The 18,486-nt window shown below is 56.0% G+C and carries 16 protein-coding genes; 7 read left to right on the top strand and 9 right to left on the bottom strand.

The window, feature by feature from the left end:
* Window positions 1-73 precede the first annotated feature (73 nt).
* Both ulaG and ulaR read left to right on the top strand, forming a co-directional pair.
* Window positions 74-1,138 (top strand): L-ascorbate 6-phosphate lactonase, encoded by a 1,065-nt coding sequence (gene ulaG, locus ACP4QI_RS01875; RefSeq protein ID WP_142487968.1) that lies wholly within the window; start codon window positions 74-76, stop codon window positions 1,136-1,138.
* Window positions 1,139-1,246: 108 nt separating this feature from the next.
* Window positions 1,247-2,002: an HTH-type transcriptional regulator UlaR gene (gene ulaR / locus ACP4QI_RS01870; protein ID WP_426495432.1), complete on the top strand. Its 756-nt coding sequence runs from the start codon at window positions 1,247-1,249 to the stop codon at window positions 2,000-2,002.
* Here ulaR and yjfP read toward each other — a convergent pair.
* Window positions 1,999-2,730 (bottom strand): esterase, encoded by a 732-nt coding sequence (gene yjfP, locus ACP4QI_RS01865; protein WP_426495584.1) that lies wholly within the window; start codon window positions 2,728-2,730, stop codon window positions 1,999-2,001. The genes ulaR and yjfP overlap by 4 nt on opposite strands.
* Window positions 2,731-2,868: 138 nt before the next feature.
* Between yjfP and bsmA the strand changes: the two genes are divergently transcribed.
* From bsmA to ACP4QI_RS01850, 3 genes are all read left to right on the top strand, one after another.
* Window positions 2,869-3,198, top strand: coding sequence for a biofilm peroxide resistance protein BsmA (bsmA, locus tag ACP4QI_RS01860; RefSeq protein WP_156262755.1), 330 nt, complete (start codon window positions 2,869-2,871; stop codon window positions 3,196-3,198).
* A gap of 136 nt (window positions 3,199-3,334) precedes the next feature.
* Window positions 3,335-3,622, top strand: coding sequence for a DUF1471 family protease activator YjfN (gene yjfN / locus ACP4QI_RS01855; RefSeq protein ID WP_142487965.1), 288 nt, complete (start codon window positions 3,335-3,337; stop codon window positions 3,620-3,622).
* 172 nt (window positions 3,623-3,794) lie between these two features.
* Window positions 3,795-5,720: a methyl-accepting chemotaxis protein gene (locus tag ACP4QI_RS01850; protein ID WP_426495431.1), complete on the top strand. Its 1,926-nt coding sequence runs from the start codon at window positions 3,795-3,797 to the stop codon at window positions 5,718-5,720.
* Between the two features lie 3 nt (window positions 5,721-5,723).
* Here ACP4QI_RS01850 and ACP4QI_RS01845 read toward each other — a convergent pair whose 3' ends face one another.
* Entirely contained in the window at window positions 5,724-7,346 is a 1,623-nt protein-coding gene (locus ACP4QI_RS01845) for an isovaleryl-CoA dehydrogenase (RefSeq protein ID WP_426495430.1), read from the bottom strand.
* 183 nt (window positions 7,347-7,529) lie between these two features.
* On the opposite strand from ACP4QI_RS01845, the gene ACP4QI_RS01840 reads away from it, so the two are divergent.
* Entirely contained in the window at window positions 7,530-8,819 is a 1,290-nt protein-coding gene (locus tag ACP4QI_RS01840; RefSeq protein ID WP_231313238.1) for an MFS transporter, read from the top strand.
* Between the two features lie 91 nt (window positions 8,820-8,910).
* Here ACP4QI_RS01840 and rlmB read toward each other — a convergent pair whose 3' ends face one another.
* The 4 genes from rlmB to ACP4QI_RS01820 form a co-directional block, all read right to left on the bottom strand.
* The gene (gene rlmB / locus ACP4QI_RS01835) at window positions 8,911-9,642 is read right to left on the bottom strand and encodes a 23S rRNA (guanosine(2251)-2'-O)-methyltransferase RlmB (protein ID WP_142487961.1); all 732 of its coding nucleotides are present in this window, start codon (window positions 9,640-9,642) and stop codon (window positions 8,911-8,913) included.
* Between the two features lie 63 nt (window positions 9,643-9,705).
* Entirely contained in the window at window positions 9,706-12,147 is a 2,442-nt protein-coding gene (gene rnr, locus ACP4QI_RS01830) for a ribonuclease R (protein ID WP_426495429.1), read from the bottom strand.
* 38 nt (window positions 12,148-12,185) lie between these two features.
* Window positions 12,186-12,611, bottom strand: a complete 426-nt coding sequence (nsrR, locus tag ACP4QI_RS01825; protein WP_142487959.1) for a nitric oxide-sensing transcriptional repressor NsrR — start codon at window positions 12,609-12,611, stop codon at window positions 12,186-12,188.
* Window positions 12,612-12,814: 203 nt separating this feature from the next.
* The gene (locus tag ACP4QI_RS01820; RefSeq protein ID WP_231313240.1) at window positions 12,815-14,113 is read right to left on the bottom strand and encodes an adenylosuccinate synthase; all 1,299 of its coding nucleotides are present in this window, start codon (window positions 14,111-14,113) and stop codon (window positions 12,815-12,817) included.
* Window positions 14,114-14,484: 371 nt separating this feature from the next.
* On the opposite strand from ACP4QI_RS01820, the gene ACP4QI_RS01815 reads away from it, so the two are divergent.
* The gene (locus ACP4QI_RS01815; RefSeq protein WP_142487957.1) at window positions 14,485-14,775 is read left to right on the top strand and encodes a hypothetical protein; all 291 of its coding nucleotides are present in this window, start codon (window positions 14,485-14,487) and stop codon (window positions 14,773-14,775) included.
* A gap of 53 nt (window positions 14,776-14,828) precedes the next feature.
* Here the strand turns inward: ACP4QI_RS01815 and hflC are convergent, their stop codons facing one another.
* The 3 genes from hflC to hflX form a co-directional block, all read right to left on the bottom strand.
* On the bottom strand, window positions 14,829-15,830 hold the full coding sequence (hflC, locus tag ACP4QI_RS01810; protein ID WP_285130449.1) for a protease modulator HflC: 1,002 nt from the start codon (window positions 15,828-15,830) through the stop codon (window positions 14,829-14,831).
* A gap of 2 nt (window positions 15,831-15,832) precedes the next feature.
* On the bottom strand, window positions 15,833-17,086 hold the full coding sequence (gene hflK / locus ACP4QI_RS01805) for an FtsH protease activity modulator HflK (protein ID WP_142487955.1): 1,254 nt from the start codon (window positions 17,084-17,086) through the stop codon (window positions 15,833-15,835).
* 116 nt (window positions 17,087-17,202) lie between these two features.
* Window positions 17,203-18,483: a ribosome rescue GTPase HflX gene (gene hflX / locus ACP4QI_RS01800; RefSeq protein ID WP_142487954.1), complete on the bottom strand. Its 1,281-nt coding sequence runs from the start codon at window positions 18,481-18,483 to the stop codon at window positions 17,203-17,205.
* Window positions 18,484-18,486: the final 3 nt, after the last annotated feature.

Below are 18,486 nucleotides of genomic sequence, written 5' to 3'. Positions count from 1 at the left end.
CTGATTCATTGGTGACAATATCAATCAAATTAAATCACCATATGATTAATTGTGAGAAAGAGGGAGTCTGACAATGAGTAAAGTGAACACCATTACCCGCGAATCATGGATCCTCAGCACCTTCCCGGAATGGGGAACCTGGCTGAATGAAGAGATTGAACAGGAGCAGGTTGCGCCAGGCACCTTTGCCATGTGGTGGCTGGGCTGTACCGGGATCTGGTTGAAATCCCAGGGTGGCGCGAATGTCTGTGTCGATTTCTGGTGCGGGACCGGCAAGCAAAGCCACGGTAATCCGCTAATGAAGAAAGGGCATCAGATGCAGCGTATGGCGGGGGTGCAAAAGCTGCAACCGAACCTGCGCACCACGCCGTTTGTCCTCGATCCGTTCGCCATCCGTCAGATCGATGCCGTACTGGCAACCCACGATCATAACGATCACATTGATGTGAATGTCGCCGCCGCCGTAATGCAAAACTGTGCGCCAGACGTGCCCTTTATCGGCCCGCAAACCTGCGTGGATATCTGGATCGGCTGGGGCGTGCCACAGGATCGCTGCATCGTGGTGAAGCCGGGCGATGTGGTGAAAATCAAAGATATTGAAATCCACGCGCTGGATGCGTTTGACCGTACGGCGCTGATTACGCTGCCGGCAGATCAGAAGGCAGCCGGTGTGCTGCCAGACGGCATGGACGAGCGCGCGGTAAACTATCTGTTTAAAACCCCGGGCGGTACCCTGTACCACAGCGGCGACTCGCACTACTCCAACTACTATGCCAAACACGGCAACGAGCACCATATCGACGTGGCGCTGGGTTCCTATGGCGAGAATCCACGCGGCATCACCGATAAAATGACCAGCGCCGATATTCTGCGCATGGCAGAAGCCCTCAATACTCAGGTGGTGATCCCGTTCCACCACGATATCTGGTCAAACTTCCAGGCCGATCCGCAGGAGATCCGCGTCCTGTGGGAGATGAAAAAAGATCGACTGAAATATGGCTTTAAGCCGTTTATCTGGCAGGTGGGCGGCAAGTTTACCTGGCCGCTGGATAAAGATAATTTTGAGTATCACTACCCGCGCGGCTTTGACGACTGCTTCACCATTGAGCCGGATCTGCCGTTCAAATCTTTCCTGTAATTGCTTCCCCCTCGCCAGGCGCTGCGTCTGGCGAGTCCATCATTTACTTAGTAATTTCAGGCTATTTCAAATATCATCTTTTAACATCAATTTATTTCGGAATAGCTCATGACAGAAGCACAGCGGCATCAAATCTTACTCGAACTCCTGGCGCAGACGGGGTTTGTTACCGTGGAACAAGTGATTGCCCGGCTGGGCGTTTCCCCTGCCACCGCGCGCCGGGATATTAATAAACTTGATGAAAACGGGAAGCTGAAAAAAGTGCGTAACGGTGCGGAAGGGATCAGCCAACAACGCCCGCGCTGGTCTCCGATGAACATTCATCAGGCACAGAATCATGACGAGAAAGTGCGTATTGCCCGGGCCGCCTCCCAGCTGGTGAATCCCGGTGAAAGCGTGGTGATTAACTGTGGCTCAACTGCCTTTCTGCTGGGTCGCGAAATGTGCGGCAAGCCGGTGCAGATCATTACCAACTACCTGCCGCTGGCCAACTACCTCATCGATCAGGAGCACGAAAGCGTGGTGATCATGGGCGGACAGTACAACAAGAGCCAGTCCATTACCTTAAGTCCGCAGGACAGCGAGAACACGCTCTATGCCGGGCACTGGATGTTTACCAGCGGGAAAGGACTTACCGCCGAAGGGCTGTATAAAACCGATATGCTGACGGCGATGGCGGAACAGAACATGCTGAACGTGGTCGGCAAACTGGTGGTGCTGGTTGACAGCAGCAAGGTCGGGGAGCGCGCGGGGATGTTATTCAGCCGCGCCGAGCAGATAGACCTGGTGATCACCGGTAAAAGTGCTGACCCACAGATCCTCCAGAAACTGGAAGATCAGGGGGTGAAGATCCTGCGCGTTTAAAGATGCTGACGGAAAAACGCCACCGTGGCATCGAGGGCAGCCGGCGTAATGCGATGTTTCACCCCTGCCTCCCACAGGCAGGTCAGGTTTTTGTCCAGCTCTTCATGCCGCAATGCCTGTTGCAAACGGAAGGTCTCCGCGGCGGGCACCACATCATCCTCTTCCCCGTGCCACAGCAGCAGCGGACGATCGGCCAGCCGGGGTAGCCTGGTCGTTACCTCCCAGTCGGCAAGCGGAGAAACCATCTCCGCGAAGGACGCAGATGGCTGTGGGGGAAACAGCGTAGGGGCTAGCGAGGTAAAGTAGCCAGAGCCCATCAGGCTTGCCACGCATTTCACCTCCGGATGGCGCGCCATGATGCCCAGCGCGGTCATCCCGCCCATCGAGGCCCCGGCCACCGCAAGACGTTCATCCACCACCAGCCCGGCCTGATACAAACCATCCCGTAGCGCGGCAAATTCAGTGAGGTTGCCATGCAGGATCGGCCAGAATTGCCCCTGACGAGCCTGCTCATCTCCCGTAAAGCGTGCGCCGTGATCCGGTGCATCCGGCATTACCACCCGAAAACCGGCCTGCGCCAGGGCAACCGCAAAATAGCTGTAGACCAGCTTTGATGAGGTAAAACCATGATAAAAAATAACAACCGGCAACGGCTGAGACAGTTTTCCCGCCGGAACGGCATGTACACTCTCATGGTCGCCAAATTGTCGTATTTCAAGTTCAATCATCATTGGGCCTCATGCTAAAGGGTGATTTAAAATGTTGAGAACTGGATTACGCTTTCGCACAATTTTCATTCGAAATTTACGCCACAGCTAACAATTTGGGAACATTCCCCCAATCCTAAATCAACAGAGTTCTACACTATGGCTATCAGGAAACGAGATATGGTTATGCGAAGGTTTGCTGCTTTATTGCTGATGCTGGTGTTGGGCGGATGTAGCGCGTTAGAAGGCACGCCACAGCCTGCACCACCGGTTGCCGACCACCCACAAGAAATTCGTCGTAATCAGACGGAAGGATTACAACGGATGGGTACCGTCACCGCACTTGAGCGAGGCTCTCCCGCAGATGTGGAAGATGCCATCAAAGCAAAAGCCGTCGCCGCGAAAGCAGATTACTACGTCATTATCCTTATCGATGAAACCATCGTGACGGGACAATGGTACTCGCAGGCCATTTTATACCGTAAATAACGCGCGGTATTTAAACGACATTTACACTGCTTTGCGTCCATAGACGTTTTCCTGTCCACAATAAACTCCATGCCTGGGACAATGGAAGCGAGTTTATTAGCGAAGGATTGCCCGGCGGATACCGGGGACACGTAAAATGGAGCTGACGATGAAACGATCTCTTGCTTTGACCTCACTGTTACTCTCAGCCGGTCTGGTGAGTACTGCCGCTCAGTCAGCCGAATTTGCCAGCGCTGATTGTGTGACGGGTTTGAATGAAATTGGACTGATTTCCGTGAGTGATATCTCAGGGAGTCCGCAGGATGTAGAGCGCATGATCGCGCTTAAAGCAGATGAACAGGGAGCGTCGTGGTATCGCATCATAACCATGCAGGAAGACAGCCATGTTGATCGCTGGCGGGTACAAGCCATTCTCTACGCCTGAAAAGCGCCGATAAAAAGCCACTAAAAAAGAGTGGCTTTTTAACATTTACAATTCTATTATCCTTGCCGCTACTACCCCGAGACATTCTTGTAACATTTTGTTACATAAACCCAATAAATGTTATCCCCGCTCTGCCGTTGAAAAGCGTTACCTTTTTAGCAATGAGCAATTTATGATCAACTTTTTTCGCCGTGCAGGTCTGGGCACAAAGCTATCGCTGCTAACCGGCTTGAGTGTCGCTACACTCTTTCTGCTTTTCACTTTTCTCCTGAGCTATAACACCAGTCAAAAACTCGAATCCCTGGCTATCGAAGACCTGCATAATCAGTCCACCGGCGTGGTGGACATGGTGCAGATGTTCAATACCAGCCTCACCGAAGAGGTGGAGAGCTATACCCGTCTGTTCACCACCTTTTTGCCGCAGCCGCTGAGCCTTGACGTCAGCCAGCCCCGCACCATCAACGGTCAGAACGTTCCGCTGCTGAAAGGCGGCGATACGGAACTCCATGAGAACAACACCACGCCCGATGATTTCCTGAATCGTACCGGTGCTATCTCGACGCTGTTTGTCCGCAACGGCGATGACTTCGTCCGCGTGGCAACCTCGCTGCGTAAAGAGAACGGCGATCGGGCCATCGGGACGGTACTGGATCATACCAGTCCTGCCTGGGCGGTAGTCACCAAAGGTGAGGTTTATCGCGGCCTCGCCCTGCTGTTCGGCAAACGCTATATCACCCAGTATCAGCCGGTAAAAGACGCGGACGGGCAGGTGATCGCCATTAACTTCGTTGGGGTCGACATTACTCACTCGTGGAACGTCATGCGCGAGAAGATCCTCAGCCGTCGTCTGGGCGAGAGCGGTCACTTCTTTGTGCTGGACCGCAGTAACGGCAAAAATCACGGCCAGTACCTGTTCCATAGCGCAGAAGAGGGGCGGTTGCCGACGTGGGAGAACGGCGTTCAGCAGCAGCTGTTGGGGGATAAATCCGGCACCCTGGAGCGCCAGAGCGCCGATGGTCGCACGCTGATTATGGCCTGGACGCCGCTCCCGGGCTGGAACTGGACCATCGTGGGCGAGGTGGATAAAACCGTCCTGCTGGCCGATGTGACCAGCCTGCGGGATCGCTTCCTGCTGGCCGGCGTGGCCCTGTCCGCACTCTTCGCCATGCTGTTCGTGTTTATCATCCGCCGCTGGCTTTCACGCCCGCTGCGCGATGTGATTGGCCTGGCAGAACAATATGCTGCCGGCGATCTACGCGCTACCCTGCCTGCCACTCGTCAGGATGAGGTGGGCCAGCTGATCAATGCCATCAACGGCATTGGCGGCGGTCTGCAAAAAATCGTGCTGCAGGTGCGCGAAGCCGCGGGAGATATCCATCTGGGAACCAACGCCCTGGCAGCGGATACCGGCGAGATCTCTGAGCAGATCAACAAGCAGGCCAGCAGCGTGGAAGAGACCTCCGCCAGCATGGAGCAGCTGGCGGCCAGCGTGCAGCAGAATGCGGCCAATATGGAGCAGACCCAGCAGCTGGTGGGCGAAACCTCCCGGGCGGTGCATCAGGGCGGAGAGACCGTCAGCAATGCTGTTGCCACCATGGACGATATTCGCGAAGCATCGAAACGCATCGAAGCCATCACGCGGGTAATTGAAGGGATCGCTTTCCAGACCAATATTCTGGCGCTGAACGCCGCTGTAGAAGCCGCCCGGGCGGGAGAACACGGTAAAGGCTTCGCCGTGGTGGCCCAGGAAGTCCGTGCCCTGGCAGCGCGCAGCGCCAATGCGGTGAAGGAGATTGAACAGCTGATTGGCGATACGCTCAGCAAGGTAAGCGAGGGCCACGCCCTGTCGGAGCAGACCCGGCATGCGATGGAGAGCATCATCGAGCACATCGACAATATCAATCAGCTGGTCACGGAGATAAACCATGCCTCCCGCGAGCAGTCGGCAGGCATTGGTCAGGTGAACCTGGCGATGACGCATATCGGCGAAGCGTCGCATATCAACGCCGACCGCGTCTCGCGCAGTGAACAGACGGCGCAGGTTCTGCGCGGGAAGGGTTCACACCTGACCGATCTGGTCAGCCTGTTCCGCCTGTAAGGATCAGGCCACGCCGCCCGTGGCGCGCAGCAGCAGGTCGTCCTGGACCTGCTCGCTGAGCAGGGATCCTCCCCGGGCGTCGAGCATTTCACGGCACCAGGCCTGCGCCACCGGCGGTGATGCATGGCGCAACATCTGTGCCCCCGCGCCCAGCAGGAAGATCTGCCGGGCGATCTCCCTTCCCTGCGCCTCCTGTGGTTTACGTAGCTTCTGCTGTAGCTGACGCCAGCTTCGATCGAAGTGCCGATCCTGCCCCTTCACGTCGGCAAAATCATCGGCCAGCAGATCCATCACCGCAGGCTGCTTCGCCAGCACCCGCAGCACATCCAGCCCCATGATATTGCCCGAGCCCTCCCAGATACTGTTGACCGGCATCTCCCGGTACAGGCGCGGCAGCTCGCTCTCTTCGCAATAGCCGATGCCGCCAAGGACCTCCATCGCTTCGGCGACGAACGGGATCCCCGCTTTACAGATCGCCAGTTTCGCGGCCGGGGTAAACAGCCGCGCCCACAGAGCTTCGTGCTCGCTGTCACGGCGATCCCAGGCCCGCGCCAGGCGGAACAGGAGCGCCGTCTGCCCCTCCAGCTGGAGCGCCATGCGACTTAACACATCGCGCATCAGCGGCTGATCGATCAGGTTTTTGCCAAAGGTCTGTCGCTGGTGGGCATGATATAACGCCACCGAGAATGCCCGGCGCATCAGGCCGTGGCTGCCCAGCGCGCAGTCGAAACGGGTGAGGCCGCCCATCTTCAGGATCTGGCGCACGCCTTCACCCTCTTCGCCCAGCAGCCAGCCGGTAGCGTCGAGAAACTCGGCTTCACTGCTGGCGTTGGAGCGGTTGCCCAGCTTGTCTTTCAGACGCTCCAGATGCACGGCATTACGCAGGCCGTCAGGCAGAAAACGGGGAACGAAAAAGCACGACAGGCCGCCTTTCGCCTGTGCCAGCACCAGGTGCGCATCGCTTTGCGGCACCGAGAAAAACCACTTATGGCCCACCAGCCGGTAGCTGCCGTCGCTGCAGCGCTCTGCCCGGGTGGTATTGCTGAGGACATCCGATCCGCCCTGCTTTTCCGTCATCCCCATACCGATTAACAGACCGCGCTTCTGGTTACCCGGCGCCAGATGGGAGTCATACCGATCGCTAAGGAGCGGCGTCAGCCAGTCGCGGAAGGATCGCGGTATCGCCTGTTGCAACAGCGGCGTGGCGGCATGGGTCATGGTGATCGGGCAGAGCGTGCCGGCTTCTACCTGCGCATGCAGGATAAAACGCGCTGCCCGGGCTACGAAGGCCCCTTTGCGCGCCTGCTCTTCCCACGCCAGGTTATGTACCCGGTTGGCGCAGAGGCCCTGCATCAGCAGATGCCACGCGGGATGAAAGCGCACATCGTCCAGCCGGGTTCCGCTGGCGTCAAAACGCAGCAGCTCGGGTGGATTGACGTTGGCGAGGCGGCCCAGTTCCAGTGATTCTGCGGTACCCAGCTGCTGGCCGATACTGGCGAGTAGCTCGGCGTCCCAGTCGGCACCTTCACGGCTGACCGCTTCACACAGGGCTCGGTCGGAAAGAAAAAGGTTGCTGTTGGTGAGTGGCGCAGGCTGATTAAAAACAGTGTGCGTCTGCCAGTGCATAATGTATCCCTCCTTCTATGGCAATGAGGTAATTATGGACAGAGCGGGCAGACGCTGCACGAAAGCGGTCGCAAAATATCGCCCTTTGCAAGCGTGAATTAGCTCACACAATGAACGAATAATAAATTTCCCATCTGTTTTTATGGTGAATAATTTATTCTTACCCTCATGGAGAGAATAACGATGCAATCCACTCAGCGGGCGCCGGATGCCCATAAGCGTGCTTTAGTTGCTGGCTCTATTGGTAACTTTATCGAATGGTATGAATTTGCGGTGTACGGTTTTCTGGCCACCGTGATTGCAAAAAACTTTTTCCAGCTCAGCGGTGAGGCCGGGCTGACCAGCCTGATCCTCACCTACGCCTCTTTTGCTATCGCCTTTTTCTTCCGTCCGCTGGGTGCCATCGTCTTCGGGCGGCTCGGCGATCGTATCGGGCGCAAGCCCACGCTGATCGTCGTGCTGGTGATGATGACCCTGGCCACGGCGGCGATCGGCGTCGTGCCGGTGTATGCCAGTATCGGCATTGCCGCGCCGCTGCTCATCACCGGCCTGCGGATCCTGCAGGGGCTGTTCGCCGGCGGCGAGTATGGCGGCGCAGTGTCGCTGATGACCGAGTTCGCTCCACGCGGCAAACGCGGACTGTACGGCGCATGGCAGTCCTTTACCGTTGCGCTGGGTCTGCTGGCCGGGGCGGGGATCGTGGCGCTGCTCTCGGCGTTGCTGACGCCAGAAGCTTTACACGACTGGGGCTGGCGCATCCCGTTCTTTATCGCCCTGCCGCTGGGGGCGGTGGCCCTGTGGCTGCGGGTGAGCATGGAAGAGACGCCGAGCTTCGTGAAACAGCAAACCAAACCGGTGGCGGTGAAGGCGCGGACCGGTGACACCCTGAAGGCCATCGTGATGGGGATCGGCCGGGTGATGGTTTGGTCTGCCGCGGGCTATACCTATCTGGTGATCATGCCCGCCTATCTGCAATCAGCCCTGCATACCGGCTTTAACCAGGCGCTACTGATTGCGGTGATCTCCAATATCGGCTTTGCGCTGACCATTATTCCGTCGGGGATCCTAAGTGACCGCATCGGACGGCGCACGGTAATGGTGATTGCCGCCGCACTGCTGCTGATCCTTGCCCTGCCGCTGCTGAAAATTTTGCAGGCGGAATCCAGCACCCTGGCGGTGAAAGCGATAGTGGTGCTGATTGCCGGTGGACTGGTGGGGATGCTGGCAGGGCCAGGACCCGCCATGTTGTCAGAGATGTTCCCGACGCGAGTGCGCTATACCGGGCTGGGGCTGGCTTATTCACTGTCGAACGCCATATTTTCGGGGTGCGCGGGCTTAATCATTACCGGACTGATAAAAGAGACCGGGAATCTGGATATTCCGGCGTATTACGTCATGGCGACGGCGGTGGTGAGTATTGTGGCGCTGATGACGCTCAGGAAGGATGACCATTTGCGGTCGCTGGAGGAGTGAGGTATGTGCCGGGTGGCGCTGCGCTTACCCGGCCTACGGAATCGAGCTTTTGTAGGCCGGGTAAGGCGAAGCCGCCACCCGGCACAACAGGCTACCCGCGCTGGCGCACCGCTTCAAACAGGCAGATGCCGGTTGCTACGGAGACGTTCAGGGACGAAACGCTGCCCGCCATCGGAATGCTGATCAGCTCGTCGCAGTGCTCGCGGGTCAGACGACGCATACCTTCGCCTTCGGCACCCATCACCAGCGCCATGCGGCCGGTCATTTTGCTCTGGAACAGGGTATGGTCCGCTTCACCCGCGGTACCCACGATCCAGATATTTTCTTCCTGCAGCTGACGCATGGTGCGCGCCAGGTTGGTCACGCGGATCAGCGGCACATTTTCCGCCGCGCCACAGGCCACTTTTTTGGCCGTCGCGTTGAGCTGTGCGGAACGGTCCCGAGGCACGATCACCGCGTGGACACCCGCCGCATCGGCGCTGCGCAGGCAGGCACCGAGGTTGTGCGGATCGGTCACGCCGTCGAGGATCAGGAAGAACGGATTATCCAGAGTTGCGATGAGATCCGGCAGATCGTTTTCCTGATACTGGCGGCCCGGCTTCACGCGGGCGATGATCCCCTGGTGTACCGCGCCTTCGCTTTTCTCATCCAGATACTGACGGTTCGCCAGCTGGATCACCACGCCCTGCGCTTCCAGGGCATGGATCAGCGGCATCAGGCGTTTGTCTTCACGCCCTTTCAGAATAAATACTTCCTGAAAACGCTCCGGTGCGCGCTCCAGCAGGGCCTGCACCGCATGGATGCCGTAAATCATTTCACTCATTGATGATTCTCATTAATTACTGTTCTCCTCTCCCAAAAGGGAGAGGATCAAGGTCAGGGAAAATTATTCTGCTACTTTTTTCTTCGCTGCGCGCTTCGCTTTGGTCGCGGCGGCGATTTTCTGGGATTTAGCCGAGGGCTTTTTCGCTGCTCTGGCTTCTTTCTTCGCGGCCTTCGGCTTCTGTTTTTTCTCGCCGCGGAAGGCGCTGTCCGGCTCGAAGTTTACCTTTTTACCGGCCTGACGTCGTTTGCCGCTGGTTTTACCGGCAGTCCCTTTCTTCGCTTTCTCACGCTCGGTTTTACCCAGGTTGCGCGGCGCACGCTCGCTGGAGATCAGGCTGAAATCAATCTTGCGCTCGTCCATGTTGACGGCTTCAACCTTCACTTCCACGCGATCGCCCAGACGATAGGTTTGACCGCCCGATTCGCCAATCAGACGCTGGCCGACCTGGTCAAAACGGTAGTAGTCATTATCCAGGCTGGAGACATGCACCAGACCATCAATGAACAGTTCATCAAGACGCACAAAGAAGCCAAAGCCGGTAACGCTGGCAATCACTCCCTTAAACACGTTCCCGACCTGATCCAGCATGAAGTCACACTTCAGCCAGTCAGCAACATCACGGGTCGCTTCATCCGCGCGGCGTTCCGCCATCGAACAGTGCTGGCCCAGCTGCAGCATCTCTTCCATGGAGTAGTGGTAACCCCCGGTTTCCGTGGTGTTGCCCTTATGACCCTGCTCCTGCGCCAGCAGATATTTAATGGCGCGGTGCAGGGAGAGGTCCGGGTAACGGCGGATCGGCGAAGTAAAGTGGGCGTATGACTGCAATGCCAGGCCGAAGTGGCCGCGGTTTTCCGGATCGTAAATCGCCTGCTTCATGGAGCGCAGCAGCATGGTTTGCAGCATTTCTGCGTCAGGACGATCGCTGATGGACTCCAGCAGCTCGGCGTAATCGCGCGGCTCGGGTTTGTTGCCGCCCGGCAGCTCAAGGCCCAGCTCCGCCAGCACGGTACGGAACGAGGTGATGGCTTCGGTGGTCGGTTTATCGTGAATACGGAACAGCGCCGGCTCTTTGGCCTTCTCAACGAAGCGCGCCGCGGAGATGTTCGCCAGGATCATGCACTCTTCAATCAGCTTGTGCGCATCGTTACGCTGGGTCTGTTCAATCCGCTCGATGCGACGTTCGGCGTTGAAGATGAACTTCGCCTCTTCACTCTCAAATGAGATACCGCCGCGCTCTTCACGCGCCTGATCCAGCACTTTATAGAGGTTATGCAGCTCTTCGATATGCTTCACCAGCGGCGCATACTGTTCACGCAGATCCTGGTCACCCTGCAGCATATGCCACACTTTGGTGTAGGTCAGGCGAGCATGTGAACTCATCACCGCTTCATAGAATTTGTAGCCGGTTAAACGCCCTTTGGTGGAGATGGTCATTTCACACACCATGCACAGACGGTCAACCTGCGGGTTGAGCGAGCATAAACCGTTGGAGAGCACTTCCGGCAGCATCGGCACAACCTGCGACGGGAAGTAAACCGAGGTGCCACGGTTGCGGGCTTCACCATCCAGCGGGGTGCCGGTCCGAACGTAATAGCTCACATCCGCAATCGCCACCCACAGGCGCCAGCCCCCGCCGCGTTTTTTCTCGCAGTAGACGGCGTCATCGAAGTCGCGGGCGTCTTCGCCATCGATAGTGACCAGCGGCAGGCTGCGCAGATCCACCCGACCCGCTTTTGCCGATTCCGGTACCTGCTCTTTCAGGCCTTCAACCTGCTCTTCAACCGCTTTTGGCCAGACGTACGGAATTTCGTGGGTACGCAGCGCCATGTCCACGGCCATGCCGGTGCCCATGTTATCGCCCAGCACTTCGACGATCTTACCGATCGCTTTGGTACGGCGGGTTGGACGCTGGGTCAGTTCAACAACCACCATAAAGCCCATCCGCGCGCCCATCACCTCTTCCGGCGGAATCAGGATGTCAAAACTCAGACGACTGTCGTCCGGCACCACAAAACCGACACCGGCGTCGGTGAAGTAGCGGCCCACGATCTGGCTGGTTTTCGGCACCAGCACGCGCACCACGCGCGCCTCACGACGACCTTTACGATCGGCGCCCAGCGGCTGGGCCAGGATCTGGTCACCGTGAATGCACATCTTCATCTGTTCAGAGGAAAGGTACAGGTCGTCCTTGCGGCCTTCGACGCGCAGGAAGCCGAAACCATCACGGTGGCCAATCACCATGCCTTTCAGCAGGTCGAGACGTTCAGGCAGGGCATAGCACTGACGACGGGTAAAGACCAGTTGTCCGTCACGCTCCATAGCGCGCAGACGACGGCGAAGGGCTTCAATTTGCTCTTCGCCTTCAATGTTTAATTCAACGGCAAGTTCTTCACGATTAGCGGGTTTTTCGCGTTTAGTTAAGTGTTCAATGATGAACTCGCGGCTTGGGATAGGATTAGCGTATTTTTCAGCTTCGCGTTCCTGGAAAGGATCTTGTGACATATCGGTTCCTCCGTTGTCATCTCCGGTGGAAATTTTCTTCATTCCACCAGCAATAATTTATACAGCGGTTGATTCTCTTCAACCAAATCGGCCAGCGTGTAGTTATCCAGCTCCATGAGAAAACTTTGCACGGCCTTAGAAAGCGCCTGTTTCAGACGACAGGCGGGGGTAATGTGGCAGAACTCGCTGCTGCAGTTCACCAGAGACAACGGCTCCAGTTCACGTACCACATCGCCAACACGAATACTCTGTGCCGGTTTACCGAGGCGGATGCCGCCATTTTTCCCTCGGACGGCAGCAACATATCCGGCACGGCTAAGTTGATTGATTATTTTGACCATATGATTACGGGACACACCGTACACCTCTGTCACCTCAGAGATACTGGTCATCTGCCCATCGGGTAACGACGCCATGTAGATCAGCGCGCGTAATCCGTAATCGGTGAAACTTGTTAACTGCACATCAACCTCAGGAAAAGGGTAAATCGCGGTGTATCCGCAGAGATATTCATTAATGATGATAAACCAGCCAGATAGTCAACGGCGAATTTATTTAAACTGAAAGGAGGGAAGGAGAAGGAAAAAGCCGGATACGCGATGCTTATCCGGCCTACGATGGGGTTTTGTAAGCCCGGCAAGCGCAACGCTGCCGGGCAAAACCATCATTATGCGTCGAACGGATCGCGCAGAATCATCGTTTCACTACGGTCCGGGCCGGTAGAGATAATATCAATCGGCACACCGGTCAGTTCTTCAATGCGCTGGATATAATCCAGTGCCGCCTGCGGCAGGCCGCTACGCTCTTTCACGCCGAAGGTGGTTTCAGACCAGCCTGGCATGGTTTCGTAGATCGGCTCAATGCCCTGCCAGTCGTCAGCTGCCAGCGGAGTGGTGGTCACTTCGCGGCCATCCGGCATACGATAGGCAACGCAGATTTTCACTTCTTTCAGGCCGTCCAGGACGTCCAGTTTGGTCAGGCAGAAGCCAGACAGGGAGTTAATCTGCACCGCACGGCGCACAGCAACCGCATCCAGCCAGCCAGTACGACGACGACGACCGGTGGTCGCGCCAAACTCGTTACCCTGCTTGCAGAGGAACTCGCCGATGTCATCAAACAGCTCGGTCGGGAATGGACCTGCACCCACGCGAGTGGAGTAAGCTTTGATGATACCCAGAACGTAATCCACATAACGTGGGCCCAGGCCAGAGCCGGTTGCCACGCCACCCGCGGTGGTGTTTGAGGAAGTTACGTACGGATAGGTACCGTGGTCGATATCCAGCAGCGTACCCTGCGCACCTTCGAACATGACGAAATCGCCACGCTGACGCGCCTGGTCCAGCAAATCGGAAACATCAACAACCATACCGGTCAGGATGTCGGCAACCGCCATCACATCGTCCAGTACTTTCTGGTAGTCAACCGCGTCAACTTTATAGAAATTCACCAGCTGGAAGTTGTGATATTCCATCACTTCTTTCAGTTTTTCAGCAAAGGTGGCTTTGTCGAACAGGTCGCCAACGCGCAGACCGCGACGGGCAACTTTATCTTCGTAAGCCGGGCCGATACCACGACCGGTGGTACCGATCGCTTTCGCACCACGCGCTTTTTCACGAGCCAGGTCCAGCGCAACGTGGTAGTCGAGGATCAGCGGACAGGCTTCGGAGAGCAGCAGACGTTCGCGAACCGGGATGCCACGGTCTTCCAGGCCTTTCATCTCTTTCATCAGCGCAGCAGGAGACAGCACAACACCGTTACCGATGATGCTGGTCACATTGTCACGCAGAATGCCTGATGGAATAAGATGGAGGACGGTTTTTTCACCGTTGATTACGAGAGTATGGCCCGCGTTGTGACCACCCTGATAACGCACAACAAATTTAGCACGTTCAGTCAGAAGATCGACGATCTTCCCTTTACCTTCGTCACCCCATTGGGTGCCCAGTACGACGACGTTGTTACCCATTTTTCAAAATCACCGATTGCTTAAAAATGGATTCTACCATCGGTTTTGATGATGTTCAGCTTTTTTTGTATACAAATTTCGTCGAAATTGACGGGTTCATCAGCAGTTAAACGATTACCTCAATATCTTGTGTGACAGACCGATTCTTATCACAAGCGGTGCGGTAGAGACGAAATAATGCCGTGTTGAAATAGTCACAATATCTATTTCATCTTCAGATATTACCGCTTTCTGTTATGCGCCAATGTGATTCAAAGAGATGAGATAAAATTCACAACCCACTGGTATTGCTGAATATTTCAAAGGTTGTCAGGATCGTTTCGCGCCGCCAGAGGGCGGAGCTAAATAACTAAATAATTAGGATGATTATAATGAAAGAATTAACAGCGTTTGAAATTGAATGTGTCAGCGGTGCTGGCTGGCTGCAGGATGGTCTGGCTTCTTTAGGTAGCAAAATTGGGACTGCTGCATGGTCAATGGGTACCGATCTGCTGAGTGTTGACCTGCCGCTGATTGGCACCGTTAATCTTTCCACTATCGCCCCGGACCTGGGAGAAAAAGTGGGTTCAACCATTGGTTCTACTGTGGGTGGTATGATTGAATCAACCCTGGCAAGCCTGCCAATTGTCGGCGGCCTGCTGAATAAACTGCTGGGTAACTAAACCTTACTTTTGTGGTAAAAAAAATGGCGCCTCAGTGAGGCGCCATTTTAGTTTTAGCGACTGGTTGCCGGTGATTTCATATAGCGGAAGAAATCGCTGTCCGGGCTCAGCACCATCACATCCTGGTTGCTCTGGAAGCTACTTTCGTAAGCGCGCAGGCTACGGATAAAGGCGTAGAAGTCTGGATCCTGGCTGAACGCATCGGCGAACAGTTTTGCCGCTTCAGCATCACCTTCACCACGCATTATACGACCCTGACGCTCAGCTTCCGCCAGCGTTTTAGTGACTTCATAGTCTGCCGTTGCGCGAAGCTTCTCAGCCTCTTCCTGACCCTGTGAACGATGGCGACGGGCTACCGCTTCACGCTCAGCGCGCATACGGTTGTAGATCGCTTCAGACACCTCGGCCGGGAGGTTGATCTGCTTGATACGCACGTCAACCACTTCAATACCCAGCGCAGCCATACTGTTCGGGTTGATCACCGGCACTTTGCCGTTGGTTTCAGCCTGAACGCGCTCGGCGGCTTTGGCAATCGCATCGTCTGCTGCCGGTGTTTCGACTTCATCTTCTGTGCCTGCGGATCCAGAGTTCAGCGCATCGCGCACTTCCAGGGTCAGACGACCACGGGAGTCGGTCACGATGTCTTTCACATCCAGACGACCAATCTCAGAACGCAGACGGTCAGAGAACTTACGTTTCAGCAGAACTTCCGCCTGAGAGACGTCACCGCCGCCTGTTGCCAGGAAGTAGCGGCTGAAATCACTGATACGCCATTTGATGTAAGAATCAACGATCAGGTCTTTCTTCTCTTTAGTCACGAAACGGTCGGCCTGGTTATCCATCGTCTGGATACGCGCATCAAGCGTTTTCACGGACTGGATAAAAGGAACCTTAAAGTGCAGGCCCGGCTCATAGATCACCGGACGCTTGTCACCGTCACGCACGACGCTGCTGAACTGGAATTTAATCCCTCGCTCGCCCTCTTTCACCACAAAGATCGAGGTGTAAAGCACGACCAGTACGATAATGATGATCGCAATAACTGACTTACGCATCCTTATTCCCCCTGACGCTGGTAGTCGTTACGCTGCGCGTTAGCACGGCGTTGGTCCATAATGTCACCATCGTTAGAAGAAGGCGTTGTGTTCGCGCTGGCGCTGCCTGATGAGGCAGGAGGCAGACGCAGCAGATTGTTGGCACCGCTGTTATCGTTTTTCGCCGGAGCGTTACCGCCTTTCAGCATCTGATCCAGCGGCAGAACCATCAGGTTGCCATTTTTGCTGTCATTAACCAGTACCTTACGAGTATGGCTTAGCACTTTCTCCATGGTCTCGATATAGAGACGCTCACGGGTAATTTCCGGAGCCGCTTTATATTCTGGCAGGATGCGCGCAAAGCGAGCCACTTCACCCTGTGCTTCCAGCACGGTCTGCGTCTTATAAGCACGCGCCTCTTCGAGAATACGCTGGGCCTGGCCGTTCGCACGCGGCTGTACTTCGTTGGTGTAGGCTTCTGCTTCACGGATGTACTGCTGTTCGTTTTCACGGGCAGCAATGGCATCGTCAAACGCCGCTTTCACCTCTTCCGGTGGACGAGCAGCCTGGAAGTTAACGTCCAGCAGGGTGATACCCATGTTGTACGGACGAATAGTCTCTTCCAGCTCGCGTTGGGTATCGCTACGAATAACGGTACGACCTTCAGTCAGGATGCGGTCCATGGTGTATTTGCCGATCACGCCGCGCAGGGCGCTGTCGGTAGCCTGACGCAGGCTGTCGTCCGCGCTGGCCACGCTAAACAGGTAGCGTTCCGGATCGGTGACGCGGTACTGCACGTTCATCTCAACGCGCACCACGTTTTCGTCGGATGTCAGCATCACGCCGGATGCCGCCAGCTCACGCACCGATTCAACGTTCACCGCCGTGACGTCATCAATAAAGGTTGGTTTCCAGTTCAGGCCTGGCTCAACCAGATGGCTGAATTTACCAAAACGGGTAACAACACCGCGTTCGGCTTCTTTGATAGTGTAGAACCCGCTGGCAGCCCAGATAATTACGGCTGCTGCCGCAACAATAGTCACCACGCGACCGCCCATATGAGGACGCGGCCCCTGGCCAGTACCGCCGCCAGTGCCTTTACCACCGCCAAGACCGCCCAGCTTTTTACTCAGCTTGCGGAAGATATCATCCAGATCGGGTGGCCCCTGCTCGCGACCACCTTTGTTGCCATTTCCCCCGGAGTTGCCGCCTTGATTATTGCTGCTCCCCCACGGGTCGCGGTCTTGTCCGTTATTACCGGGCTGATTCCACGCCATGTATGTGCTCCATATTTGTTATGCGGTGATATACCTTCAAACGCCTGGCATGCCGGGGCATCCACTGCGATGCAGGTATCCCAAAGGGCAAAAACCTTCAGGCATCTCCTTTCCGGTCAGACGACGTAGTCGACCAGCGCAGGTTCTTGTTTACAGAGGCGACGCCAGTCAACGATCGGCATACGCACTTGCAACCCCACGCTGCCGTCATCCTCCATCCACTCTTTTTCTATCGCCTGAAGCTGATAAAAACGGCTGCGCAGTCGGCCTTCCTCGGGCGGTAAACGCAGCGTGTGCTGAGCCACTTCACCGGAAAGACGTTCTGTTAAGGCCTGGAAAAGCAGTGGTACACCAACACCGGTCTGGGCAGAAAGCCAGACCCGAATCGGTATGTTCTCTTCATTCCTGTCGATACGCGGCTCGAAGCCGTCCAGCATATCGATTTTGTTCATTACCAGCAGCGTCGGGATCTCGTGCGCGTCAATTTCTTCCAGCACAATATTCACTGCATCAATGTTTTCCTGCAGGCGTACATCCGCAGCGTCAATAACGTGCAACAGCAACGTCGCCTGACGGGTCTCCTGCAGGGTGGCTTTAAATGCGGCCACCAGATCGTGCGGCAGATGACGGATAAAACCAACGGTATCCGCCAGCACGGTTTCTCCGACATCCGCCACGTCAATGCGGCGCAGCGTCGGATCCAGGGTCGCAAACAGCTGGTCTGCGGCATACACCTGGGCCTCAGTTATCTGGTTAAACAGGGTGGATTTACCTGCGTTGGTATAACCGACAAGCGACACCGTCGGAATGTCTGCTTTTTGTCGCGATCGGCGCCCCTGCTCACGTTGCTTCTCCACTCTTTCGAGCCGTGAGAGGATCTGGGTTATACGGCCACGTAACAAGCGGCGGTCGGTTTCGAGCTGGGTTTCACCCGGGCCGCGCAAACCAATCCCGCCTTTCTGTCTTTCAAGGTGTGTCCAGCCGCGCACCAGGCGCGTTGCCAGATGGCGCAACTGCGCCAGCTCAACCTGCAATTTCCCCTCATGGGTACGTGCACGTTGAGCAAAAATGTCTAAAATCAAACCCGTCCGATCGATAACCCGGCATTCACACAGACGTTCCAGGTTGCGTTCCTGGGCCGGCGTCAGGGCGTGATCAAAAAGCACGACTGATGCGCCAGTCGCTTTAACGGCATCCGCAATCTCTACTGCTTTACCTTCACCAACAAAATACTTTGGGTGCGGCGCTTTACGGCTACCGGTAATCACCTGCATTGCTTCGACACCGGCGGAAGAGACCAGAGATTCAAACTCCTGGAGATCTTCCATATCTTTGTCTTGCGAAAAATAGATGTGTACCAGCACCGCCTGCTCACCGGCATCGTAACGGTCAAACAAGCG

Source organism: Leclercia sp. TB492, from assembly GCF_049974505.2.
In the GTDB taxonomy this organism is placed as follows: Bacteria; Pseudomonadota; Gammaproteobacteria; order Enterobacterales; family Enterobacteriaceae; genus Enterobacter; species Enterobacter adecarboxylatus_C.
The sequence above is the reverse complement of the archived record's forward strand: the minus strand, read 5'-3'. Positions and strand labels throughout refer to the sequence as shown.

What these genes read in the sequence shown, in the direction of transcription:
- yjfP (WP_426495584.1), bottom strand. Translation starts at nt 2,730, where the DNA reads ATGATTGAACTTGAAATACGACAATTTGGCGACCATGAGAGTGTACAT.
- rlmB (WP_142487961.1), bottom strand. Translation starts at nt 9,642, where the DNA reads ATGAGTGAAATGATTTACGGCATCCATGCGGTGCAGGCCCTGCTGGAG.
- ulaG (WP_142487968.1), top strand. Translation starts at nt 74, where the DNA reads ATGAGTAAAGTGAACACCATTACCCGCGAATCATGGATCCTCAGCACC.
- ulaR (WP_426495432.1), top strand. Translation starts at nt 1,247, where the DNA reads ATGACAGAAGCACAGCGGCATCAAATCTTACTCGAACTCCTGGCGCAG.
- hflK (WP_142487955.1), bottom strand. Translation starts at nt 17,086, where the DNA reads ATGGCGTGGAATCAGCCCGGTAATAACGGACAAGACCGCGACCCGTGG.
- rnr (WP_426495429.1), bottom strand. Translation starts at nt 12,147, where the DNA reads ATGTCACAAGATCCTTTCCAGGAACGCGAAGCTGAAAAATACGCTAAT.
- ACP4QI_RS01820 (WP_231313240.1), bottom strand. Translation starts at nt 14,113, where the DNA reads ATGGGTAACAACGTCGTCGTACTGGGCACCCAATGGGGTGACGAAGGT.
- ACP4QI_RS01840 (WP_231313238.1), top strand. Translation starts at nt 7,530, where the DNA reads ATGCAATCCACTCAGCGGGCGCCGGATGCCCATAAGCGTGCTTTAGTT.
- bsmA (WP_156262755.1), top strand. Translation starts at nt 2,869, where the DNA reads ATGGCTATCAGGAAACGAGATATGGTTATGCGAAGGTTTGCTGCTTTA.
- ACP4QI_RS01845 (WP_426495430.1), bottom strand. Translation starts at nt 7,346, where the DNA reads ATGCACTGGCAGACGCACACTGTTTTTAATCAGCCTGCGCCACTCACC.
- ACP4QI_RS01850 (WP_426495431.1), top strand. Translation starts at nt 3,795, where the DNA reads ATGATCAACTTTTTTCGCCGTGCAGGTCTGGGCACAAAGCTATCGCTG.
- yjfN (WP_142487965.1), top strand. Translation starts at nt 3,335, where the DNA reads ATGGAGCTGACGATGAAACGATCTCTTGCTTTGACCTCACTGTTACTC.
- hflC (WP_285130449.1), bottom strand. Translation starts at nt 15,830, where the DNA reads ATGCGTAAGTCAGTTATTGCGATCATCATTATCGTACTGGTCGTGCTT.
- ACP4QI_RS01815 (WP_142487957.1), top strand. Translation starts at nt 14,485, where the DNA reads ATGAAAGAATTAACAGCGTTTGAAATTGAATGTGTCAGCGGTGCTGGC.